Origin of the sequence: Halovenus carboxidivorans (assembly GCF_009831575.1) — an archaeon.
GTDB classification, from domain to species: domain Archaea; phylum Halobacteriota; class Halobacteria; order Halobacteriales; family Haloarculaceae; genus Halovenus; species Halovenus carboxidivorans.
In genome coordinates this window covers 424,936-446,820 of sequence record NZ_WUUT01000003.1, presented here as the reverse complement: position 1 = coordinate 446,820, position 21,885 = coordinate 424,936, and the positions used below count along the sequence as shown (strand labels likewise).

Below are 21,885 nucleotides of genomic sequence, written 5' to 3'. Positions count from 1 at the left end.
GCGAACGCAACGGCGCCGGACCGTCGATCCGGGGGTGGTCGCATGAGCGACGACTCGCCGGAGATCCGGTACGACCAGGCCCGGTGGAGCGACGAGGACGGCTACGAGCCGTTGCTCTCGGAGAAAAACAGCCGCGAGGTCGACATCGAGACGCCGCTGCCGGACGACCTCACGCGGGACTCACTGGAGCTTCCGGACCTCTCCGAGCCGGAGCTCGCCCGCCACTACACCCGGCTCTCGCAGATGAACTACGGGGTCGAGAGCGGGCCGTTCCCGCTCGGGTCCTGTACGATGAAATACAATCCGAAGTTCACGGAGGATCTGGCGGCCCATCCCAGTGCCGCCGTCCACCCGGACCGACCCGAGGAGACCGTTCAGGGAACGCTCGCACTGCTCGGTCGGACCGCGGAGTACCTGGCGGAGATCGGTGGCATGGACGACGTAACTCTCCAGCCGCCGGCGGGCGCGGCCGGCGAGTACACCGGCGTGCTGATCGCCAAGGCCTACCACGAGCACAACGGCGACGACCGCTCGGAGATCATCGTCCCGGACAGCGCACACGGGACGAACTTCGCCAGCGCGGCGCTCGCCGGCTTCGATGTCGTCGAACTACCCAGCGGCGAGGACGGGCGCGTCGATCTCGACGCCCTCGAAGAGGCGATCAGCGACGAGACCGCACTGCTGATGCTGACGAACCCGAACACCCTCGGACTGTTCGAGCGCGATATCGAGGAGATTGCGGAGATGGTGCACGATGCCGGCGGACTGCTGTACTACGACGGCGCGAACCTGAACGCCCTGCTCGGCCGGGCGCGGCCGGGAGACATGGGCTTTGACATCATGCACTACAACGTGCACAAGACCTTCGCCACGCCCCACGGCGGCGGCGGACCCGGCGCCGGCCCAGTCGGCGTCGTCGAAGAGCTAACGGACTTCCTGCCGGAGCCACACGTCCGAAAGCGAGGTGGCGGCTACGAACTGTTCGAGCCCGAGCGCTCCATCGGCAAAGTGCACGGCTTCCAGGGCAACTGGCTCGTGCTGATCAAGACCTGTGCGTACATCGCCCGCCTCGGTGACGAGGGGCTGCGCGATGCGAGCGCGAAGGCCGTGTTGAACGCCAACTACCTGGCCGAACAGATCGACTACGAAGTGCCGTTCGGCCCGTTCCACCACGAGTTCGTCGCGAGCGCCGGCGATCAGGACGCCGCAGACGTGGCAAAACGGATGCTCGATTACGGCGTCCACCCGCCGACGACGAAATGGCCCGAAATCGTCGACGAGGCGCTGATGACGGAGCCGACAGAGATCGAAAACAAGCGGACGCTCGATCAACTCGCCGCCGCGTTCGACGCCGTGGCCGACGAGGATCGGGAGACGATCGAGGCCGCGCCGGAGCGGACCAGCGCCCGGCGGATCGATCAGGTGAGCGCCGCGCGTTCACCCCAGCTCAGTTGGCAGGCGCTTGAGAACTCGGAGTGAGCGACCCCGACGCTCACTCGCTGGCCGCTTCGATCCGGTTCGCGAGGTCGGTGTAGTGGTCCGTTCCGGTCCCCTTCTGGACGGTCCCGCTCAGTTGGTCGCTGCCCTCCTGTGACTCGATGTCCGAGGGACTGGCGGCGGTAAAGAGGAAAAACGGCAGCTCCGGCCGCTTCTCTCTGACCGCCTGACAGAGTTCGATCCCGTCCATCTCGGGCATGCGCAGGTCGCTGACCACGCAGTCGAACTCGCCGTCTTCGAGTCGCTCGGCGGCAGTCGGCGGGTGTTTCTCGGTCGTCACGCTGATCGCGTCGCTCTCGCGTTCCAGAAAGGTCTCCGTCAGTTCGAGCATATCGTCGTCTTCGTCGACAACGAGCACGTCGATCTCGGCGGCCATCTTAGGCGGTTGCGCTGTCGACTGTGTCGTTGATCTGAACGAACCCGTAGTCGCACTCTGTGCAGTGCCACTTGACTTTCTCACCGAGGTGCATCTCCGTGCTTGCAGCCCGGTAGAACTCCGATGCCCCACATTCTGGACAGTCCCGTTCTAACTCCATGCTTCGATATTGCGTCTTCTGGAATATATCGTGTTCGGTTTTCACGGATTGAACAACAGCGAGCACGCTAAACCGAGACTGGTAATGCTGGGGCCGTACCGACCGATATCGGGTTTGCTGGCGCACTCTCTGGTTTGCAGAGTTGATTCTTGGCGGGGTCGGAACCAGAGATGTGGCGGTCGAGTGCGAACTCTCTCAAGGAGTGCGAGGGCTGGGATTCGAACCCAGGAACCCCTACGGGAGCGGGTCTTAAGCCCGCCGCCTTTGGCCTAGCTCAGCCACCCTCGCGCATCCGTCTCTCTGTCGGGGAGCCGAAAAGCGGTTACGGATTGCTCGTCCGGAAAGTCGAAACGAGCCGGACCTCGGTAGATAGGGAACAGGCCGGAGGGCCGGGAGGTGTCAGCGGGAGGGCGGCAGCTCTGGAGGGCGGTTACCGTTCGAGAATCGTCCCGCCGGCACCGACGGCGATGTCGACCGAGCCCTGGATGACAGCCTTGAGGTTGTCCCCGACCGGCGTCGCGCTGGGTTCCCAGCTCTCGCCGTCGTAGACGTAGACCCCGCCACCGCCGCCGACGGTGATGCCAGAGCCGTTGGAGACGACGATGTCCTGCAGTTGGGTGTCGTTCGTGCTCGCGGAGACCCACTGCGTATCGACGTACTCGAAGACGGTACCGTTGCCGCCTGCGATCCAGATGTCGTCGAAGGCGTCGGAGTCCAGACCGTACAGACTCACGTCGGCGTCCGCGATGCCGATCTTGTCGTACGTGCCGCCGTCGTCGGTGACGAAGACGGACTGGTTGCCGTCGATAGCGTGACCGCTTCGCGGCCCGAAGAAGTCGATCGCCTGGATGGCAGATCCGGAGCCGGGAGTGGTCGCGTCCCACGAGCCTTCGACGCCGTTCTCGAAACTGGAGTAGATCTTTCCGGAGTCGCCCGCGATGTAGACGTTCGCGCTGCCGGCCTCACCCGTGACCGAGACGTCGTTGAAGTTGTTCGTCACGTCGTTCGGCGCGGAGCGGTCGACCAGCACGCCCGTCTCCACGTCGTACTCGCCGATCGCGCCGCTGGAGCCGACGACCCACAGTCGCTTGCCGTCGTCGGTCACGTCTGCGCCGTAGAGGTTGTTTCCGTTGCCGGTCGGCCCGCCGTCGAAGACCTTCTCCCAGCCGGTCGCAGTGCGGCGCAGCGCGACGCCACCACCACCGACCGCGTACGCTCCCGCGGCCGTGTCCGCGACATCGTGAAGCGTGTTTCCGGTCGGGGACTCGACCGCAGTCCACTCCGACTCGGCGGCTGAGACCCCCATCGGGACGAGCGTCGCGGCAGCGGCCGCGCCTGCTCCCTTGAGTACTGTGCGTCGCGTAGCGGATTCGTGCTCGAACATCGCAGTTGGTGCTGGGGGCTATACCCACTTAGTAGGGGAATTCCGTTCGGCTGTCTTCAGACGATTAAAAGCGTTTATCCGACCGTACAAACCGTCTCAGCCGGGAAATCCCGACTATTCGGATATTTGTCGTGAGAGGGGGTCGAACGGCGGATAAATTATCGCAAACAGTCGCGCAATTTGATCGAGGCCCAATTCGATCCATTAAACAGCGTAAAAAGACCGTTTGTATATTTTATTCTCCCGTTTAATTGTAGAATATAAACCCAATCTGGATTAGCGAACGGCCGTGTCGGACGACTGCATCGAGGCATCCTCGGCGAGCGCCGGCGCCTCCGGAATGATGATCTCTTCGGTGGCGAGGACCGCACCGTCGATGGTACCGGGAACCGCGAACACCGGGGCACCGTCGATCACGCCCGCCGTGGTACGAGTCCCCACAACGCCGGTGCCGTGCTGGTCGTAGGCGAGTCGGCGGAACAGTTCGCCGAATCCGGGCAGCCGTTTCTCGAAGAGCCGGTCGAGCGCGTCGACGGTCACGTCGTCGGGTTCGACCCCTGTTCCGCCGATTGTCACGACGATATCGACGTCCCGGCGCTCGGCGAGTGTCGCGAGCGTGTTCTGGATCCCGTCGTAGGACGGCTGAATGAGATCACGGGTCACGACCGTCGCGCCCGACTGTTCGATCACTTCGACGACTGTGTCCCCCTGAGTGTCCTCCCCGAGCGAGCGGTCGTCAGTCACGGTGACGACGGCATATGCGACCTGTTCGTCCGGTTGCGCCTCTGAGGCCGCCTGCTCGGTCTCCTCCTCTGCCGTCTCGCCGTCGGCGTCTGCGGACTCCGAGTCGGAGTCCTCGTCCTCGGTCCGGGTCCGGGGTTCACGGGACTGAAAATCGACCATATATGTGTCGACACCCGGCCGACAAAAAAGTCCCACGGCGGAACCAGAGATATCATACTGCCAATATCAGAGTGGTCGACCAGTACCATTTTGGGGACACTCCACGTGTACCCGGATATGAAGGCTGTCCAGTTCAGCGAGCACGGTGATCGGGAGGTAATCGAGTACGGGGAGTTCGAGGATCCAGAACCCGGCCGAGGAGAGGTTCTCGTCGAGGTCAAGGCCGGCGCGCTGAACCACCTCGACATCTGGACCCGCAAAGGGATGCCGGGGCTGGATCTGGATATGCCCCACATCCCGGGCAGTGACTGCGCCGGCATCGTCGCCGAAACGGGGCCGGGAGTGACACGCTTCGAGGAGGGAGACAGAGTGGCGCTGCTCGCCGGCGTGCCGAGCGACGGTTACGAGTTCGACCACGACGGCGACGAGACGCTGTCGCCCGGGTTCCACATCATCGGCGAACACGTCCGCGGCGTCCACGCCGAGTACGCCGCCCTGCCGGAATCGAACCTGGTCGAGGTGCCGGAGGGCGTCGACTGGGTGACCGCCGCCGCCTCGCCGCTGGTCTTCCAGACGGCCTGGCGGATGCTCATCGAGCGCGGTGAACTGCAGGCCGGCGAGGACGTACTCGTGCTGGGTGCCAGCGGTGGGGTCGGCCACGCCGCGGTCCAGATCGCCGACTACACCGGCGCGGAGGTCTACGCGACGGCCAGCAGCGAGGAGAAACTGGAGTACGCCCGCGAGGTCGGTGCCGACCACACCATCAACTACGAGGAAGACGACTTCGCGGACGAGATCAGAGAGATGACTGGCGGTCGCGGCGTCGACATGGTCGTCGATCACATCGGCGCCCAGACGTGGCAGAACTCGCTGAAAAGCCTCACCAAGGGTGGTCGACTGGTCACCTGCGGGGCGACGACCGGCGGCCGCCCCGAGACGGATATCAACCGCATCTTCTGGAACCAACTCGAGATCATCGGCTCGACGATGGCGACCCCGAGCGAGGCGAACGAGGTGCTCGATCTGGTCTGGGAGGGCGAACTCGAACCCCGGATCCGGGAAGTGCTGCCGATGAGCGAGACGAGCCGCGCACACGAGATCATCGAGGAGCGTGAAGGCTTTGGGAAGGTGGTCGTAAAGCCAGACAGCGTGTATGACAGCTGATCCCGAACAGGGAACTGAAGAGTCATCCGACGGGCGGGCGGAGTCGTCCGGTTCCTCCGAGCCACGCGGAAGCCAGCAGACCGGCCGGCCGAAATCGGTCGAACCGGCCGAGGAGATGGACTGGCGAGGCTGGCTGCTGGTCGGTGCAGTGCTGATCTGTTTTTTCGTCATCCCGGTGCTGATCCTGTTTATTCCACAGGCGCAGTCGCTGCTCGCCTCGCTGGGCCTCACCCGGCGGCAGGCGTATCTCGCGTTGCCGATGGTTCCGGCGATCACCCTCGGGATCATCGCTGTCTGGGCCGCCGTGCGGACACAGGCGGGGGAGTGAGTACAGCCGACCGGACGCAGACGTGTACACTTATACGCCGAACCGACAAAGTGGCGAGCGCCCCCGATGATCGACTCGTTGTACTTCCCGCTGGTATTTCTCGCTGCCGTCGTCGGCCTCTGTATCGCTGCCGTCGCGGTCGCATACCGGGCCCGGGCCGGAGCGAAGCCGCTCGCGGCCTTCGCGACAGCGGCGAGCCTCTGGACCGTCGTCGAGGGACTCAAGATCGCACAGGCGGGGATCGAAACGATGGAGCTCTGGATGGGGGTCGCGCTCACGGTGTCTGCGGTGCTTCCACCGGCCTGGCTCGTTTTCGTACTCGAATACACCGGCAACGACCGCAGAGTCCCGGCCCGGCTCTTTCCGGCGCTGCTGGTCGAACCCGCGGCTTTCGGGTGGCTCGTCTGGACGAACGGCGACCACCGGCTCGTCTGGAGCGGCGTCGAACGCGTCTCCTACGGAACTTTCGAGGCGCTCGACGCGGCGTTCGGCCTCGCGTTCTGGGGACACCAGGTCTACTCGTATCTTCTGCTCGCCGTCGGAGCGGCCGTGTTAGTGCGGATGGTGCTGCGCTCGAATCAGCTGTACCGGTGGCAGGGGACGGTGCTGCTCGTCGGGGTGACGGTCCCGCTGACCCTAAACGCGCTGTACAGTTTCGGGCTGGTGCCGCCGGGAATCGACCCCAGCGGTGTCGGCTACGTCCTCGCCGCGCTCGTCTTGGCCGTGGCCGTCTTCGAGGCGGAACTTGAAGGCGTCGCGCCGGCAACTCGGGAACTCGGCCGCGAGGCCGCGCTGACTGAACTCGAAGACGCGGTGCTCATTCTGAGCGACGACGGGCGGCTCGTGGACGCGAATCCCGCCGGCGAACGGCTGCTCGGAACGACCGTCGAGGAGGGTCTCGGCCGAGACATCTCGGCACTCGCACCCACACTCGGTGCGTTACTCGACGAGCAGGGACAAGCGCAGATCGATCTCGAACGCGACGGGAAGCGACGATACTACGACGTTCGCGTGTCGGCGCTGACGAGGGGCTACGGGGCGGTCTCCGGGCACGTGTTGAGTCTCCGTGATATCACCGAGCGTCGCCAGCGCGAACAGCGTCTCGACGTGCTCAACCGCCTCCTCCGGCACAACATCCGCAACGAGTTGAACCTCGTTCGGGGAAAGATCGAGCTCGCGGGGACGACCATCGAGAGCCAGGACGCCCACGACCACCTCGACGACGCCATCGCAGCCGTCGACGGAATCGTCGCCCGCTCGAACAAACTCGGGCGCCTCTCGAGGATGCTCGATACCGATCAGCGCAAGCGGATCGACATCGCGGCCGAACTGCGCGGCGAGGACGAAGCCGGCAACCTCGACTTCGAGGGCGGCACCGTCGATCTCGATCTCCCGGAGTCGCTCGTCGTCTCCGGTGGGAACGCCGTCGTCGCCGCCTTCGAGGAACTGCTCAGCAACGGGATCGAACACAACGACAGCCCGAACCCCCGGGTCGAACTCCGGGTCGACGACGAGACGACCGAGAGCCACGCCGTGATCGAGGTCAGCGACAACGGCCCCGGAATCGAACCACAGGAGTTCGAGACGATCCGCTCCGGAGAAGAGACCGCCCTGCGGCACTCGAGCGGCGTCGGGCTGTGGTTCGTCAACTGGGTGGTCGAGGCCGCCGGCGGGACCGTCTCCTTCCGGAACGACGAGGGCTGTACTGTCCGGGTACGGCTCCCCCGGGAAACCGAGTGAGTGCGGGGCTGTCAGCCGGTCCGGCGGACGGTGAGATCCGGGTTCGAGAGGTCGTCCACGTACTCGGAGTTCGACGGCGGGACGATCCGTAGCTGGACAGTCCCGTGGCTCTGTTGAGGGCGAAACGAGAGTCGAACGTCGGCGGTCGGACTCGCTCCAATATCGAAGGAGACGGTGCTATTTGCGCCCGTCTCGAAGATTAGTGGGCCGTTCTCCACGGAGACCGAACGACCCGTGACGACCAGCGTCGCTGCCCGAACAGGCTGACCGTCGCTCGTAGCGACGTCGAGGCGAACTGTCGCGGTATCGCCGGGTTCGACGGTGACCTGTCGAGGCTCCGGTTCGACCGTGAGTTCGGTGCGGTCGGCCTGCTCAACTTGGTCTGCCATCGGCACCAGCAGTCCGAACGCTGCCACGCCGACGGTGACGGCGACCAGAAGCCTGATCGGCATCCCTTCCACCGCTCGTTCGTCGGACCTGAATCCACTCGGCACACCCGAAGTGGCCCCGTTCCGGTACTTGAATGTACGGAGCGCTCCGGGCGGCCGGAGGTTCAAGTACCAGCACGGAACCAGAGCGGGCAATGTCAGCCGGAGGGGAGCTGTCGTGATCAGATACGTGCTCGCGTTCGCGCTCGCGGCGACGGTGCTCGGGATGACCGCCACTGCCGTCGATCAGGTGGCGACCACCAGAGGCGAGCAGGCCGTGCGGGCGGAGATTCAGACGGTCGAATCCGCCGCGTCTGAACTGTACGACGAGGAGACAGTGCCGCCCGCCGGACCGGCACCGCAACGGATCGTGACTGTCGAGGTGCACGATCAACGACCGATCCGGGCCGAACCGGAGCAGATCAGGTTCGAGCGGATCACAGGGGCGGAGGCGACGCGGGTCGTCTACCGAGTTCGAGGCGGCCCGACCCGGGAGCGCACCCTCGACGTACCGATCCGTCACGCGGACGGCGGCCCCGTCGACCTGACACGCTGGCGCGGAGAACAGACACTCGTGTTGCGACTCGTCGCCAGAGAATCCGGCGATCCGATTGTAGTCGTCGACACGGTCGATTAGCCGGCAGAAGGCCACGGTCTCCAGCACGCGGTGGCCGGGGAGGTGGGGGACTCGATCGGCCGGCGGCCGTACAATTAAGTACGAAAGTCGGACCAGAGCCCGCGACACATGGCACCGTCACGGAGCGATCGTACCAGATGGAGCCGGCAGAGACGGCGGGGACAGAGCGAGCCGCTGGCCGCACTCGTCGCCGTCTCGCTGGTCTGTCTCGTCATCAGCACATACGTCGTCCTGGTGACCGACATCATCGGGACGACAGGAACAGAGCGCTCGCCCGGTGAACCGACGGCAGACGCGCTCTGGGAGGAAGTGAGCGAAGACGGCACGTTCGACGCCGAGACACCGGTTCGGAACGACGTGCCCCCGGAGACGCTTCCCGAAGGGTACAACGTCGCAGTCACAGTCACGTACATCGACGCCAGCGGAACCACGAAGCGCGCCGGACGGGCGATATTCGGTGCGTCCGGAGAGCCGACGACGAAAGCGGTCCCGGACGACGCCGAAACGGTGCGTCGGACGGTGACAGTTCGGGTCGGCCCCGGTGACAAACGACCCGGGACGTTCACAGTCGAGGTGTGGCGATGACCCGGGACCGGGCGATCAATACGGTCGTGGACGTGGCGCTCGCGCTGTCGTTTCTCGGAATTGCCGTGCTGGTGCTCTCGACAGTGACGTTCCCGGAACAACCGGAGCCACAGCAGTTCGACGCCGACCGGACTGCGGCCGTCCTGGCCACGTCGACGTTCAACGTCTCGTACTCGGTCGAGCCGGTCCTGGAGGAAGCCAGAGCCGCCGAGGAACTCGACGAAGACCTGCGGAGCCAGCGGATCAGCCACGGTACCGTGGCCGCACACGTCGCCGCCGCGGCGGTCGCGAATCTAACGATCCGTTCCGAACGGGTGACTGCTACCGGTCGACAGTACCGAGATGCCGTCGACAACCAGTTACGAAATCACCTCGCCGGGACACAGTTCGAGACGAGCGTCGCCGCCCACTGGGAGCCGTACCCGGAGGCTGTCGTCGGCGGGACTGCCACGGTGGGTGCCGACCCGCCGCCGGACAGGGATATCCGAACCAGCGAACTGACGGTCTCCAGCGGATTCGACCCCGTCCGTGCGGAGGCACTCGAAGCCGTCGACGACGGGGGCGGCTACGGCGCAGTCGCGGACCTGATCGCCCGAGCGACGATCGAGGGGTATCTCCCCGCTGTCGAGTCGAAACACGCCCTCGAAGCGGATCGGTCGTCGTCGGTACTCACCCGATACCGGTACGAGCGGCTGTCAGAGCTGCTCGAAGACAGCACCACCGAGGCCATTCGTGACGAGATCGAACAGGCCGACGCGGAACCAGCCGACGCAAACGAGCAGTTGGCCGCGGCGCTGGCGGCCGAGATGAAACCGGAACTCCGCCAGCGATTCGAGACTCCACGGGCCGCCGCTCGCTCGCTCACGGTCGGGACGGTTACGATCACAGTTCGGACGTGGGAGCCATGAGCGGGCGTGTCGCCGCACTGGTGACTGACCGCCGCGCTCGGGTCCCGTTCGCGCTGATCGGACTCGCGTTGCTGTTGCTCAGCGGCACCGTCGTCCTCCAGGTCGAGACCCAACCGGAGCCAACGCCCCCGCGGGAGGCCGACCGCGCACTCGAACAGACCGAATCTGCGACGGAAACGGCGCTGACCACCGCGCTGACGGCCGCCACCGAACAGGCCGCCACGCGGCCGGTGACTGATCCGGCGGAGACGCCGTACGGGGAGGTGTTGGCCGAGGGTGATACGTTCGACAGATATCTGAAAGCGCTGTTCTATCTCGAAGCCCAGCGGCGACTCGACGACGCCGGACAGACCGTCGGTGAGGTGCAGACGGATGTCACATTGCCCGAGATCGAAGACAGCGAGGACTTTGCGGACGCGGTCGACCGTGTGACGCTCAGACCCGGGTCCGAGACTGACGGAGTCGAGTCGGGAGTGATCGAAGCCGAGATCTCGGGCGTCGAGACCGTCGCCACCAGCGACGGGAGAGAAATCGAAACGGAGACAGAGACGGTCACTGTCGCCGTGGCCTCACCGCTGTACGAGCTTCACGACCGGACACAGACCTACCAGCAGCGCCTCGACGCCGATCTCACCGAACCGGGGTTCACACAGCGATTCAACGCCAGGATCTACGCACTCGGCTGGGCGCGCGGTTACGCACAGTACAGCGGCTTACCGGTGACGGAAGTGATCTCGAACCGGCATATTGTCCCGGCGGCGAACGACGCCATCTACCGAACACAGAAAGACGTTTTCGGCGCGGCCGATCCAGAGCTGAACAACGCGATCCGGCGAGGGTGGCTGTGCATGGCTATGCACGACGCCGAGGGACTGTACAACGACCACGCAGACAAGGGAACAAATCTGTCGGGGACACTCTGCAGTGCGAGCAAGTGGCTGTTCGGCAACCAGGCGACCGGCGACGTTCCGGACTCCCCGGGCGTGATGGATCTGCTCGGAGAGGCGCCCGGAATGGATACAACACACACGATCGGAGTCAACGGGACGAGCCTCCTCCCGATTCGAGATCTCGCCTCGGGATCCGGGTCGACCTCTATCCAGGGGGTGATCGACCGAATCTACGAGGTGACCGTCGAGACGGATCTGCACACCGAGACGGTGCGGGAGCCGGTGTTCCGCCACGACGCCCCGCCGAAGACGATCAACAGCTACGTCGTCGAAACGGAACCGCAGGGTGTCGATGTCACCGTCGAACGGATCACCGAACCAGAATCCGACGAGGAGTATCGCGCCGTCGAGGGGGTCGTCGAGATCGAACACGAGGAGACGAAACGACACCTGCGGGAGACGACCGACGGACAGAAGACGGTGGTGACGACGGCGAGCGGGACCGAGCGGATCGCGTTCGAGATCACGGTCGAGGAGGGCGAACTACACCCGAGGGCCAGAGTCGACGAGTACAACGGCGAGGATGTTCCGGTTACCGAGAGGTACGTCTACGATTCAGGACCGGGAATCGCGCGGGCGGGAACAGATCGAACGGTACCGCTGGGTGCTGACGGCGGAAGGTTCGAGAACTACGGCGATCCCGGCCCTCGGGCAATCGAGGGCGTGTTCGATCTGCCGAAGGGGACAACACGGACAGCCGGACGGGGCCACGGGGAGCGACGCGGTGACCGAACCCGAGCCACCGTCGAGGAGCACGTCGAGTCGACGCTCGCGTCGAAGTGGTCGAACGCCGAGTCGGAGGCGGATCTCGAGTTCAACAGACGGGAGACAGTCGACGTGCCCCATTCCTCACGCAAGGTCCTCGTAGCAACTGTCCTCGCCGACCTCAGACAGATCCGGCAACAGGTGAGTAACATCACACACACCTTCAAGCGAAAGGAACTCGTCCACGACGGGAGCGAAACCGGGCCGTACGGAGAACTCGAGGAGAAAGTCCAGGAACGGAAGGAGCGGTATCTCCACCGAACAGAGCCGTTCGAGAGCATCGGACAGAAAGCGGTCTACGAGGCGCGGTACGCCTACTTCGCCGCTCTCGAACGCTATCTCGGACGGATCGAGTCCGCACACGGGTCGGCGATGGACGAAATCGACAACCAACTCCCAGACATGGGAATCGCCAACGCGATCCGGTATCTCCAGGAGGGCGTCACGGCGACGCCGCCCGAGCCGGTTCCACTCGAATCGTCGTCGCTGACCGAGAACGTCACCTACGAGGTATCCGGATCACCGACGTATCTCGTCACCGAGAACGTCACAAGCGAGACGGTTCCGGCCGTCGACAGCGGCGAGCAGTTCGCACCGATGGCGGCGAGAAACAAGAACTATCTCAAACTGCCGTACGATTCCGTCGTGAACGGCCTGCTGGGGAAGATCGGAAACGTTCTCGGGGTGAGCAACCCAGACGCGGAACTGACGTTCCAGACGGCGAGCGAAGCCCTCGTCGCCGGCGACAAAGCGACAGACGCGGCGAACGCCGATCCCGACCACGGGAACCCGAAGAAACTGTCGCGGCTCAACGGGGAGCTGTCGTCAGCGGTCCGGTCCTCCATACAGGAGTACAGCGAGGCTGTCGGGGCACAGATGACCTTCCACCTGTACCCGGAGGACGTTACGGCCGCGGACAGCGATACCGAACTCGTGCGATCAGCGGACGACTGCGAGAGCGACTCCTGTGTCGTCGTGCCGAGAGACTGCACCCGAGAGACGTGTGAGATGGAGGCAGACACGGAGGGAGACAGGGCCAGTGAGGAGATTCAGACGGCGGTCACCGCAGCAGTGGACGGGTACGGCGGAACTGTAGAGACCGCCGACGCCATCGCGAGCGGTGAGATCAAGCCGGCAATCGTCCGGCGGGTCGCAGCAGCGGTCGGAGAGGACTCCCGGCCAAACGCCGCGACGGGGTTGGACTACCAGCAGTGGCGGGCAATCGTAAACTCCTCCGCACAGCAGGTCGTCCGAGACGCCGCCGCAGAACACGCCGTGACGCTGTCGGACACGAAGACGGTCGAGAAACTCGACACGGAGATCAGACAGACCCTGGAGTCGGTCTCGAAAGAGATCGTCGCGAAGCGATTCGACGCCGCCGTGAACAACAACTCCTTCGACATCGGGAACTACGACAACTGGGTCGCGGGGACGAGGACGCCAGTTCGTGTTCCCGCCGGGATGCCGGTACTCCCGGTCCCGGGCCACTGGTTCGCGACCGTCAACGCGTGGAATATCGATGTCGAAGCGGAGTACGCGCGATTCGAGGTGTCGGCAAACGTGGGAACGCCAGCGACGGCGACGGGGACGACGTACGTCAGGGAGGATCGGACCGTCAAGCGGGAGGTTGCCGGGAAGAACCGACGGCTCGGTTCGGTGGAACCGATCTCGGTTTCCGGTAAATCGGTGTTGATCGTCGTCGTCCCGCCGGGCGGGATCGGTGTCGGTGACCGGGACGACAGAGACCCGGAGTGTTCCCCGACCTGGCCCGTCGTCGGGGACGTTTCTGAGGAGGCGATCCACTGTGACGGGGAGTTCAGTGATAGCGGGACGGCCACCACCGGCTCTAGGAGGGGACGATGACCGTCGAAGCCCCGGCGGACTCGTGGTACACCTGGGTCGGTGTCGTACTGGTGAGCGTCGCCGTCGCCGGAGTCGTGGCCGGCCTCCCGGCTGAACCGCCACCGGACGCGAGCGGCGCTGCCAACACGGTCGACCGTGTTGCGGCGAGCGAGCGCGGGACCAGCGTCAGCCACGAGGTCGACGCCGACCAGGCCCGGATCGGGACGAAACAGCTCGCGTTCCGAAACGACGGCGGAACAACCCAGGCGAGCATCGCCTTCGGGACGATGACGCCGGTCGATGCGGCCGACGGCCCGGTCCGCGATGCCGGCGAGGCACTGCTCGCGGGGGCGCATCCGGAGGAGGTTATCGAGCGCCGCGCGGCGTTCGAGACGGAGCGGGACCTGAGAGCCGCGTTCGACGACCTCAGGACCGACGCCGACCGCCGGGGAGTCGAGTGGCAGGAAACGAACGGGCGGGTGCTGATCCGGTCGGTTCAGATCGCGGGCGAGCAGGTCGTCCTCGTCGGGACGTGACCGACAGGAAAAAGACGCTGGCACTGCCTTGCTCAGTCGATGCGACTGGAGGAGTACTGGGGAATCGGGCCGAAGACCCGTGACCTGCTCGTCGAGAGTCTGGGGGCCGAAGCGGCAGTTGAGGCGATCGAAGCCGGCGACGTGCGCGCGCTGACCGACGCCGGGTTACCTCGCGGTCGGGCGACGCGCATTCTCCGCCACGCCCACGGCGGCGCGGCGCTCGACGTGCTGGCGACCCGCGACGCCCGGCAGGTCTACAAGCAGCTACTCGACATCATGAGCGAGTACGCCGTCACCGAAGGCGCGGCCGATCGGATCCGGATCCTGACCCCGCTGTCCGAACGGGCGGCGATGGCCGACCGGCTTGACGACGTACAGCAGGCACGGGAGAGCTGGCAGTCACTCTCCGAAGACGAGCGATCCACCGTCGTCGGGGCCTTCGAGCGGTACGACGGCGCCGAAAACAGCGAGCGCGGCGCCGTCGAAGCCGCACAGTCGCTGCGGGACGCGGGCCTCGACTCCGGCGTGTTCGAGCCGCTGGGGGACCTCTCGGCGGACGCGCTGGAGGATGCGGTCACGGCACTTACCGGACTGGACGGCGACGGCGGCGTGACCGAGGGCGCCGACGAGCGGCTCGACCGCCTGCGAACCCAACTCGGTGCGGTCGAGGACCTGCGCGCGGCTCCGGAGACGGTGCTCGAAGAGGTACAGTCGGGAGCCCGCGGAACCGACCAGTTGCAGGAGTCGCTCGCGCGGGAAATCGCACAGGAGAGCGGGCTCGACGTGACGAAGGTCCGGGAGGCGATGCCCCAGGAGGCCGCCGACGCGCGGGCGTTCGTCGGCGAGACGCTCAGAAGCCTCGCGGACGACCTCAGGGGAGGTGCCGACGAGCGCGAACAGGAGGTTCGAAGGGAGCTGAACGGGATGCTCGAACGGGCCCGGGACGATATCGACCGGGCCGTATCTGCCGTCGAGGAGATCGCGCTGTCGGTCTCGTTGGCGCGGTTCGCGGCCGAGTTCGAGCTAACCGAGCCGACGTTCCGGGACGGCCCGGTGGCGGGCGTCGTCGACGCCCGGAACATCTTCCTCGAAGACGCCGGCGAGACAGTCCAACCGATCACCTACGCCGTCGGTGAACACTCGCTGTCAGTTCCCGGTGCGACCGCCCCGCCGAGCGGAGACCGGGTGACGGTCCTGACGGGTGCGAACAGCGGCGGGAAGACGACGCTGCTGGAGACGCTCTGTCAGGTGCAGTTGTTGGCGCAGATGGGGTTGCCCGTACCCGCCGACAGCGCGGAGATCCACGTCGTCGAGCGGATCGTCTTCCACCGTCGCCACGCGAGTTTCAACGCCGGTGTACTGGAGTCGACGCTTCGCTCGGTGGTCCCGCCGTTGACCGACTCGGGGCGGACGCTCATGCTGGTCGACGAGTTCGAGGCGATCACCGAACCGGGAAGCGCCGCCGACCTGCTGCACGGACTCGTCACGCTGACCGTCGAGAAGGAAGCACTCGGCGTGTTCGTCACCCACCTGGCCGACGACCTCGAACCGCTTCCCGCGGAGGCCCGGACGGACGGAATCTTCGCGGAAGGTCTGACTCCGGACCTCGACCTCGAGGTCGACTACCAGCCGCGGTTCGAGACCGTCGGGCGGTCGACACCTGAGTTCATCGTCTCACGGCTGGTGGCCGACGCCAGCGACCGCGGGGAGCGGGCCGGCTACGAGACACTCGCCGAGTCGGTCGGTGAGCAGGCCGTCCAGCGGACACTCGTCGACGCGAAGTGGATGGAGTGACCGCTTTTTGTCCGTCCGCCCCGAAACGGGGGTGATGACAGCAGTCAGCGAGTCCATCGAGATCGACCGGCCCGTGAGCGAGGTCTTCGCGTATCTCGACGACCCGCACAATCACGCCACGATCACGCCCGGGATCACCGATATCCGGAACGTCGAACCGCTCGACAACGGCGGCAAGCGACTCGAACACACCTACGAGATGGCCGGTGTCGGCATCGACGGGGAACTGGTCGAACAGATCCACGAGGAAAACGAGCGGATGCGCTTCGAGATGCGGGGCCGACTCACCGGGGAGATCGACCTCCGGTTCGAGGACCTCGACGGCAGGACGAGAGTGACCTACAGCGCGGAGTACGACATCCCCGGCCGCGTGCTCTCGGCGGCGGCCGAACCCGTCGTCAAGCGATACAACAGACGCCAGTTGCGAAAGACACTCGACAACCTCAAGCGGGAACTCGAATCCGAGGACTGAGATGGAGCGATACATCCGCTGGTTTGCCGGGTTAGACGGCTTCTATCAACTCCTCGTCGCCGGTGGGCTCGTGGTCGGTATCGGAGCCGTCGGGACGGCAGCGGCGACGGAGAACCCGCTGTTTCTGCTCGTCGGCGCGTTCTGGCTGGTCGTCGCACCCGCGGTCGTCTGGGTTGCCGCCCGCAGAGAGAAACGGTGATCAGGGTCGGAGCTGTTCGGGCAGAACGGAGTCGACGAACCCCGATCCGGTCGCATCTTCGATGATCGTCTCCGTCACGTGCTCGCCGCTGAGCAAGCACATCGGGACGCCGATTCCGGGGTTCGCGTCGCCGCCGACGTAGTAGAGGCGGTCGACGCCGGGCGCTCGGTGGGAGGGTCGCATCGGTCCCGTCTGAAACAGCGTGTGAGCCAGCCCCAGCGCGGTCCCCTGGGGTTTGTTGAACTGCTCGCGGTAGTCGGAGACGCACATCTCGCGCTCGAACTCGATGCGCCCGCGGAGGTCCACGCCGGCGTGCTCGGCGAGTGAGTCCAGTACGTCCGCCCGCATGCGTTCGCGGGCGGCCTCGTCGTCGTCGAGGTCGGGCGCAATCGGGACGAGTACGACCACCGTCTCCTTGCCCTCGGGGGCGGCCGTCGGATCCGTACGAGAGGGGACGTTGACGTAGTAGGCGGGGTCGTCCGGCCAGCCGGGGGCCTCGAAGATCGAGTGGAAGTGGTCGTCCCAGTCGGTCGGGAGGACGAGCGTGTGGTGTTCGAGGCTCTCCAGCGGGCCGTCGACGCCGAGATAACACATGTACGCCGACGGCGCGTACGTTCTGTGCTCCCAGTACTCCGGGTCGCGGTCGACGGCGTGATCCGGCAGGAGTTTGCGCTCGGCGTGGGCGATCGGTGCGTTACAGACCACGCGGTCGTGAGCCCGGGTGTCCCCGTCGTGGGCGACTGCGACCCCGCTCTCGACGGGTTCGAGCCCCATCACTCGCGTCGACGTGTTGATCTCGACGCCCAGTTCCTCACAGACGGACTCCATCGCCTCGACGACGGCGTACATCCCGCCCTGTGGGTAGTAGACGCCGAGTTCGAAATCGACGTGGCTCATCAGGTTGTACAGCGCGGGGGTATTGTGCGGAGCGCCGCCGAGGAAGACCAGCGTGTACTGGACGATCTGGCGGAGTTTCGGATTGTCGAAGTACTCCGCGACGTGGTCGTCCATCGTCCCGAGCAGGGAGAGTCCCCGGGCGGATTTGGCGACATCTGCCGAGAGATAGTCGCGGAATCGACTCCGGTTCGGGACCACGAACCGCTCCATCCCGATCTCGTAGGTCTCGGCAGATTCCTCGAGATACGCCTCGAAGGCCTCGCCGGCGCCGTCCTCGTAGGACTCGAACAGTTCGACGGCTCGGTCGGTGTTGGCCGGGATATCGACGCTGTCGCCGTCGGTCCAGAAGATCCGGTAATGGGGGTCGAGCCGAACGAGGTCGTAGAGCTCCTCGGGCTGGTATCCGAACTGCTCGAAAAAGCGCTCGAACAGCCCGGGCATCAGATACCACGACGGTCCGGTGTCGAACCGGAAGCCGTCTTCCTCGATGACCCCGGCGACGCCGCCGACCTGTGGCTGTTTTTCGTAGATCGTCACGTCTGCACCCGCGTCGGCGAGGTGCGCCGCGGCCGCCAGTCCGCCGATTCCCGCCCCGACGATACCGACCGATTCTCCGGAGAGTGCTGGGTCGCTCATCGTCTAGCTGTAGGACTGTATGGGTGAGAACCGCAGACCCGGATAGCGGGGGGATTGAAGGGCCGAACCCGGTGCTCCGGATCAGTTGTCGGCCGTAGACGGAGGAAAATGTCGATCCGAGCCGTTCAGGGGACGTACCAGATCCCGCGGTCCCGGTCCAGCCACTGTCCGACGACGACGTGAGGCATCGCGACCACGCAGATGAAAATCGTGTAGAACGCGACCAGTCCGCCGAGGAGGTTGCCGACCCCGAGCGGGTTCGGGGCGACGAGATACAGCGCGGCCGCCACCGTCCCGGTCATGAACGCGCCGGCGACGAAGACGGCCCAGATCGCGCCCGTCGAGAGGCCGTCGTCGGGTTCGGCGCGGTGTGCGACCGCCGACCGCCCGGACTGGCGCATCGAGTACCACAGCGGGAAGTACAGCCCGATCGAGATGACGACCGGGACGACGGTGAAGTAGGCGACGAGCAGACCCGTCTCACCGACATCCCGGAGCCAGTCGCGGGAGAACCCCCCGGTCAGGAAGCCCCCGAGCAGATGGGCGACCAGCGCGACGGCGTACCCGCCGAGCAGGACGGGTGCGCCGGTCTCGATGCGGGTCGCGACCGCTCCCATCGCGCCGGGATCGAACATGCTGACCATCAACTGCGAGAACCCGATGTAGACATCTCGCCACAGGAACAGCGGGAGGATCATCACCGCTCCGCCCCTGACGAGCGCCGCGAGCGCGCGCTGGGGACGGTACTTGAGGTGGTCGCTGCCGACGACAGCGTCCATGACGTGGAGGTCGCCGTGACCGCCCTTCGCGACGGCCGTCGCAAACGCGATCCCGAGAGCCGAGACGGGCGCGAGAAAAAACAGTGCGACGAAGCCAGCGACGGCGAGGAGGTAGATACCTACGTACCGCGCGCCGAACGGGAGTCCCCGGTGGCGGAGGTTGGTGAAGTGCTCGTAGCCCCCGTGGGGGAGGTTGAGCGCGACCATTCCCACGAGATAGACGATCATCTGCGTTCGCATCGGAACCGAGAAGCCGAGGACCGCCGCGGCGGCGAACCCGACCGTGAGAACCAGCAGTGAGAGCCGGGCGGCGGTGATTGCGAGGGTTTCCGGCTGCCAGCGCATCCGCTCGCGGGAGACGGAGACGGTCGTACTCATACCTGTATGTTGGCTGGAACGGTCCTAAGGAAGCACCCACAACACGGAGGGGATTGAAGTGAAACGAGAGGCGAAAGCGAAGCGTTACGGACGGGAGGGTCGGCGGGAAAACGGAGGTCGTTCAGTCGGCGCCGGCCACCAGCGAACCGTCGGACTGGAGGGGCTGGTCGTCGGAGATCTGCAGGACGACGCCCGATTCGGGGTCGACGGAGAGCTGTATCGACTCGATCTGGAGCGTGTACTCGCTCGTGTGCTGGCCGGAACGGGAGAGCCGAACCCGTTCGTCGAGGACGCCGACTTCGGTGAGTTGGTCGAGTTTCCGGTAGGTCGTCGACAGCGGGAGATCACAGCGGTCGGAGAGTTCGCTGGCCGACAGCGCCTCGCTCGTCGTCGCCTCGATGATCGCACGGCAGTCGGAATCTTCGAGCGTGCCGAGCAGGGACTCGATCTCGGCTTCCTCGGTCAGTTGCGACCGTTCGCCGCCCGGACCGCCGTGCGGACCAGTCATCGATGGGTGGTTCATATCTGTACATATTAGGTACATCCCAACCAGTTCCTACCACTGATATCGGGGGTAATTTAAGTACCGGGGTGCCGGTCGTACCGGAAGATCCCCCGAGGATCAGGCGTCGTCGCCGGGACCTTCTTCCGGGCTGGCGGCGCCGCCAGTCGGACCCACGGAGAAGACGAACTCGTGTTCTTCCTCGGTCTCGAACCGTTCGAGGATGTCACGGAGCGGTTGGGCGTACCGCTGTAAGTCGTTCGCCCGATCGGAGACCGTGTTCAGTTCGGCCGCCTGCTCCTCGGCCGCGCCGGCGACCTCCTGTGACTCGGCCATCGTCTCCTGGCTGAGTTCGGCGATCTCGTCGAGTTCCTCGGCCACCTCGCGGATCTGCGCGAGCGCGTCGTCGACGGAGACGTTGTCGTGTTCCGCGGCGATGTCCTCGATCCGCTCGACGGTCTCCTCCATCGACCGGCGGAGTTCGTCGAGGCGGTCCTTCTGGTCGTAAGCGTCGTCGGAGATCTTCTGGATCGACTCCGCGACCTGCTCGCTCGCCTCCCGGACCGTCCGGGAACTCTGTTCGACCTCGGCACCGGCCGCTTCGACCTCGTCGACGTAGCTTTTGAGTTGGCCGGTCGTCTTCTCCAGTTCCTCGATCATCTCGTTGAACTGCGCGGCGATCTGATCCATCGACTCCTCCTCGCCGTCCTGCTGCATCCGCTGGGTCATATCGCCGGCCGCGACCTGCTGCATCACCTCGGAGTACTCCTCGGCTTTCTCCTGGAGGTGTCGGGCCAGTTCCTCGGCCTCTGCTCGGGCGACTTCCGCCTCTTTTTGGGCCTGTTCAGCCTCTCTGATCTGCCCTTCGAGACTGTCCCGAATCCGGGAGAACAGCACCGAGAGTTGGCCGAACTCGTCGACGCGGGACTGTTCGATGTCGACGCCGAGATTGCCGTCTTCGATCTCTTCGGCGTAGACGGTGATCTGGTTCAGCGACCGGTTGATGTCGCGGATGATCGCCGCCCCGAGGACGACCAGCCCCAGAAGCGAGACGACGATGAGGATAAGCAGGCTCCGAGACACCTCGCTGACCGTGTCGAAAACCGTCGAGCGTTCGGCGGTCGTCGTCACGAGCCACCGCTTGTCGCCCGGCACCTCAGCCGACGCGACCACCAGGTTCTCGTCCTCGAAGAGATCGGTCTGTGCGGTCACCTGGTCGGTCTGGGCCTGCACGTCGCCGGTCGTGAGATAGTCCAGTTCCCCGACGAGCGGATGCTGATCGAGGATGGTCGTGAGGTCCTCCGCGAGGACGATCTGACCGTCCGCGGCGTAGGAGACGACGTGGATCTTGCCGCCCTCGACCGGCGAGGTGAGAAGCGAACTCCGGGCCTCGAGGTCGACGACGAGGACGATGGCGTGGGATTCACGGTTCTCGACCGGAGCGACGAAGCCGAGTTGTTTCTCGTTGCCGTCCTTGAACGCGACCGTCCCGCTGTTAGGTTCGAGCGAACGCACCTCGCCAGCGGTGGCCTGGCGAGCGGCCTCGACCCACGGGAACTGCTCGGCGCTCACTTCGACCCCCTCCGCGAGGGGGTTGGTGCTGATCTCGACGGTCTGCTGTTCGATGTTGTAGTAGTGGAGTGCGACCACGTCGCTCGGTGCCCGGCGGAGTTCGTCCGCGAGCGTGGCGTTGATCTGTTGATCGGACATACTGCCGATCCCTTCCTCGTTTGCGATCCGCTGTGTGATGTTGCTTCGCTCGCCGGCGAACTGTTGAATACCAGCGGCCTCACGCTCCGACGCCCTCAGCATCGACGATTCCGCGTCGTCGGAGACACTCGCCTGCACGCCGGTAAACGTCCACCACCCTAACCCCGTAAGGACGAGCGCGACGACGATCACCGCAGCAGCGATCTTGTACATATACCTGCTGCGCAACCGGTGCCCGATTCCGCTATCCTCCTGTTCTTCCGACATTACACCCCCATATTCCAGCACACAGTATAAATCCACACCAAACTGCTC

General features: G+C 65.4%; 21 protein-coding genes and 1 tRNA gene. 12 read left to right on the top strand and 10 right to left on the bottom strand.

What is annotated here, in order from left to right; translation table 11 throughout:
* Nucleotides 1-42 precede the first annotated feature (42 nt).
* Entirely contained in the window at nucleotides 43-1,479 is a 1,437-nt protein-coding gene (gene gcvPB / locus GRX03_RS10235; protein WP_159764097.1) for an aminomethyl-transferring glycine dehydrogenase subunit GcvPB, read from the top strand.
* Between the two features lie 13 nt (nucleotides 1,480-1,492).
* Here the strand turns inward: gcvPB and GRX03_RS10230 are convergent, their stop codons facing one another.
* The 5 genes from GRX03_RS10230 to GRX03_RS10215 all read right to left on the bottom strand — a co-directional run bounded on the left by GRX03_RS10230 (nucleotide 1,493) and on the right by GRX03_RS10215 (nucleotide 4,320).
* Complete coding sequence (locus tag GRX03_RS10230; protein ID WP_159764096.1) at nucleotides 1,493-1,873, bottom strand: response regulator; 381 nt, start codon at nucleotides 1,871-1,873, stop codon at nucleotides 1,493-1,495.
* Nucleotide 1,874: 1 nt separating this feature from the next.
* Nucleotides 1,875-2,033 (bottom strand): DUF7838 family putative zinc beta-ribbon protein, encoded by a 159-nt coding sequence (locus tag GRX03_RS16555; RefSeq protein WP_201289215.1) that lies wholly within the window; start codon nucleotides 2,031-2,033, stop codon nucleotides 1,875-1,877.
* 203 nt (nucleotides 2,034-2,236) lie between these two features.
* Nucleotides 2,237-2,321 (bottom strand) — tRNA-Leu (locus tag GRX03_RS10225).
* A gap of 142 nt (nucleotides 2,322-2,463) precedes the next feature.
* Nucleotides 2,464-3,417, bottom strand: coding sequence for a WD40/YVTN/BNR-like repeat-containing protein (locus tag GRX03_RS10220; RefSeq protein ID WP_159764095.1), 954 nt, complete (start codon nucleotides 3,415-3,417; stop codon nucleotides 2,464-2,466).
* Between the two features lie 276 nt (nucleotides 3,418-3,693).
* Nucleotides 3,694-4,320, bottom strand: coding sequence for a MogA/MoaB family molybdenum cofactor biosynthesis protein (locus GRX03_RS10215; protein ID WP_159764094.1), 627 nt, complete (start codon nucleotides 4,318-4,320; stop codon nucleotides 3,694-3,696).
* 117 nt (nucleotides 4,321-4,437) lie between these two features.
* On the opposite strand from GRX03_RS10215, the gene GRX03_RS10210 reads away from it, so the two are divergent.
* The 3 genes from GRX03_RS10210 to GRX03_RS10200 all read left to right on the top strand — a co-directional run bounded on the left by GRX03_RS10210 (nucleotide 4,438) and on the right by GRX03_RS10200 (nucleotide 7,552).
* Entirely contained in the window at nucleotides 4,438-5,484 is a 1,047-nt protein-coding gene (locus GRX03_RS10210) for a zinc-binding dehydrogenase (protein WP_159764093.1), read from the top strand.
* Complete coding sequence (locus tag GRX03_RS10205) at nucleotides 5,474-5,812, top strand: hypothetical protein (RefSeq protein WP_159764092.1); 339 nt, start codon at nucleotides 5,474-5,476, stop codon at nucleotides 5,810-5,812. Before GRX03_RS10210 ends, GRX03_RS10205 begins: the two co-directional genes overlap by 11 nt.
* 66 nt (nucleotides 5,813-5,878) lie before the next feature.
* Complete coding sequence (locus GRX03_RS10200) at nucleotides 5,879-7,552, top strand: histidine kinase N-terminal 7TM domain-containing protein (protein ID WP_159764091.1); 1,674 nt, start codon at nucleotides 5,879-5,881, stop codon at nucleotides 7,550-7,552.
* An 11-nt stretch (nucleotides 7,553-7,563) separates the two neighbouring features.
* Here GRX03_RS10200 and GRX03_RS10195 read toward each other — a convergent pair whose 3' ends face one another.
* Nucleotides 7,564-8,046 (bottom strand): hypothetical protein, encoded by a 483-nt coding sequence (locus GRX03_RS10195; protein WP_159764090.1) that lies wholly within the window; start codon nucleotides 8,044-8,046, stop codon nucleotides 7,564-7,566.
* A gap of 112 nt (nucleotides 8,047-8,158) precedes the next feature.
* Between GRX03_RS10195 and GRX03_RS10190 the strand changes: the two genes are divergently transcribed.
* The 8 genes from GRX03_RS10190 (at nucleotide 8,159) to GRX03_RS10155 (ending at nucleotide 16,668) form a co-directional block, all read left to right on the top strand.
* A complete protein-coding gene (locus GRX03_RS10190) occupies nucleotides 8,159-8,617 on the top strand; it encodes a DUF7311 family protein (protein ID WP_159764089.1) in 459 nt (152 codons plus the stop codon).
* A gap of 108 nt (nucleotides 8,618-8,725) precedes the next feature.
* Nucleotides 8,726-9,202 (top strand): DUF7285 family protein, encoded by a 477-nt coding sequence (locus GRX03_RS10185; RefSeq protein WP_159764088.1) that lies wholly within the window; start codon nucleotides 8,726-8,728, stop codon nucleotides 9,200-9,202.
* Nucleotides 9,199-10,110, top strand: coding sequence for a DUF7284 family protein (locus GRX03_RS10180; RefSeq protein ID WP_159764087.1), 912 nt, complete (start codon nucleotides 9,199-9,201; stop codon nucleotides 10,108-10,110). Before GRX03_RS10185 ends, GRX03_RS10180 begins: the two co-directional genes overlap by 4 nt.
* Entirely contained in the window at nucleotides 10,107-13,688 is a 3,582-nt protein-coding gene (locus tag GRX03_RS10175; protein ID WP_159764086.1) for a DUF7286 family protein, read from the top strand. The genes GRX03_RS10180 and GRX03_RS10175 overlap by 4 nt, the downstream gene beginning before the upstream one ends.
* Nucleotides 13,685-14,203, top strand: coding sequence for a DUF7283 family protein (locus GRX03_RS10170; RefSeq protein ID WP_159764085.1), 519 nt, complete (start codon nucleotides 13,685-13,687; stop codon nucleotides 14,201-14,203). Before GRX03_RS10175 ends, GRX03_RS10170 begins: the two co-directional genes overlap by 4 nt.
* A gap of 39 nt (nucleotides 14,204-14,242) precedes the next feature.
* Nucleotides 14,243-15,997: a MutS-related protein gene (locus tag GRX03_RS10165; protein WP_159764084.1), complete on the top strand. Its 1,755-nt coding sequence runs from the start codon at nucleotides 14,243-14,245 to the stop codon at nucleotides 15,995-15,997.
* Nucleotides 15,998-16,031: 34 nt separating this feature from the next.
* Complete coding sequence (locus GRX03_RS10160; RefSeq protein WP_159764083.1) at nucleotides 16,032-16,469, top strand: SRPBCC family protein; 438 nt, start codon at nucleotides 16,032-16,034, stop codon at nucleotides 16,467-16,469.
* Nucleotide 16,470: 1 nt separating this feature from the next.
* Nucleotides 16,471-16,668, top strand: coding sequence for a hypothetical protein (locus GRX03_RS10155; RefSeq protein WP_159764082.1), 198 nt, complete (start codon nucleotides 16,471-16,473; stop codon nucleotides 16,666-16,668).
* Here GRX03_RS10155 and GRX03_RS10150 read toward each other — a convergent pair whose 3' ends face one another.
* The 4 genes from GRX03_RS10150 to GRX03_RS10135 all read right to left on the bottom strand — a co-directional run bounded on the left by GRX03_RS10150 (nucleotide 16,669) and on the right by GRX03_RS10135 (nucleotide 21,837).
* Nucleotides 16,669-18,201 (bottom strand): phytoene desaturase family protein, encoded by a 1,533-nt coding sequence (locus GRX03_RS10150; protein WP_159764081.1) that lies wholly within the window; start codon nucleotides 18,199-18,201, stop codon nucleotides 16,669-16,671. It lies immediately after the preceding gene.
* 125 nt (nucleotides 18,202-18,326) lie between these two features.
* On the bottom strand, nucleotides 18,327-19,358 hold the full coding sequence (locus GRX03_RS10145) for a Brp/Blh family beta-carotene 15,15'-dioxygenase (RefSeq protein ID WP_159764080.1): 1,032 nt from the start codon (nucleotides 19,356-19,358) through the stop codon (nucleotides 18,327-18,329).
* A 121-nt stretch (nucleotides 19,359-19,479) separates the two neighbouring features.
* Entirely contained in the window at nucleotides 19,480-19,866 is a 387-nt protein-coding gene (locus GRX03_RS10140; protein WP_159764079.1) for a winged helix-turn-helix domain-containing protein, read from the bottom strand.
* A 114-nt stretch (nucleotides 19,867-19,980) separates the two neighbouring features.
* Complete coding sequence (locus tag GRX03_RS10135; RefSeq protein WP_159764078.1) at nucleotides 19,981-21,837, bottom strand: HAMP domain-containing protein; 1,857 nt, start codon at nucleotides 21,835-21,837, stop codon at nucleotides 19,981-19,983.
* Nucleotides 21,838-21,885 lie beyond the last annotated feature (48 nt).

Bases quoted from the DNA above. Each gene is read 5' to 3' on its own strand.
- GRX03_RS10165 (WP_159764084.1), top strand. From the start codon at position 14,243: ATGCGACTGGAGGAGTACTGGGGAATCGGGCCGAAGACCCGTGACCTG.
- GRX03_RS10145 (WP_159764080.1), bottom strand. From the start codon at position 19,358: ATGAGTACGACCGTCTCCGTCTCCCGCGAGCGGATGCGCTGGCAGCCG.
- GRX03_RS10205 (WP_159764092.1), top strand. From the start codon at position 5,474: ATGACAGCTGATCCCGAACAGGGAACTGAAGAGTCATCCGACGGGCGG.
- GRX03_RS10160 (WP_159764083.1), top strand. From the start codon at position 16,032: ATGACAGCAGTCAGCGAGTCCATCGAGATCGACCGGCCCGTGAGCGAG.
- GRX03_RS10180 (WP_159764087.1), top strand. From the start codon at position 9,199: ATGACCCGGGACCGGGCGATCAATACGGTCGTGGACGTGGCGCTCGCG.
- GRX03_RS10175 (WP_159764086.1), top strand. From the start codon at position 10,107: ATGAGCGGGCGTGTCGCCGCACTGGTGACTGACCGCCGCGCTCGGGTC.
- GRX03_RS10185 (WP_159764088.1), top strand. From the start codon at position 8,726: ATGGCACCGTCACGGAGCGATCGTACCAGATGGAGCCGGCAGAGACGG.
- gcvPB (WP_159764097.1), top strand. From the start codon at position 43: ATGAGCGACGACTCGCCGGAGATCCGGTACGACCAGGCCCGGTGGAGC.
- GRX03_RS10215 (WP_159764094.1), bottom strand. From the start codon at position 4,320: ATGGTCGATTTTCAGTCCCGTGAACCCCGGACCCGGACCGAGGACGAG.
- GRX03_RS10150 (WP_159764081.1), bottom strand. From the start codon at position 18,201: ATGAGCGACCCAGCACTCTCCGGAGAATCGGTCGGTATCGTCGGGGCG.
- GRX03_RS10200 (WP_159764091.1), top strand. From the start codon at position 5,879: ATGATCGACTCGTTGTACTTCCCGCTGGTATTTCTCGCTGCCGTCGTC.
- GRX03_RS10220 (WP_159764095.1), bottom strand. From the start codon at position 3,417: ATGTTCGAGCACGAATCCGCTACGCGACGCACAGTACTCAAGGGAGCA.
- GRX03_RS10155 (WP_159764082.1), top strand. From the start codon at position 16,471: ATGGAGCGATACATCCGCTGGTTTGCCGGGTTAGACGGCTTCTATCAA.
- GRX03_RS10210 (WP_159764093.1), top strand. From the start codon at position 4,438: ATGAAGGCTGTCCAGTTCAGCGAGCACGGTGATCGGGAGGTAATCGAG.
- GRX03_RS10135 (WP_159764078.1), bottom strand. From the start codon at position 21,837: ATGTCGGAAGAACAGGAGGATAGCGGAATCGGGCACCGGTTGCGCAGC.
- GRX03_RS10230 (WP_159764096.1), bottom strand. From the start codon at position 1,873: ATGGCCGCCGAGATCGACGTGCTCGTTGTCGACGAAGACGACGATATG.
- GRX03_RS16555 (WP_201289215.1), bottom strand. From the start codon at position 2,033: ATGGAGTTAGAACGGGACTGTCCAGAATGTGGGGCATCGGAGTTCTAC.
- GRX03_RS10170 (WP_159764085.1), top strand. From the start codon at position 13,685: ATGACCGTCGAAGCCCCGGCGGACTCGTGGTACACCTGGGTCGGTGTC.
- GRX03_RS10140 (WP_159764079.1), bottom strand. From the start codon at position 19,866: ATGACTGGTCCGCACGGCGGTCCGGGCGGCGAACGGTCGCAACTGACC.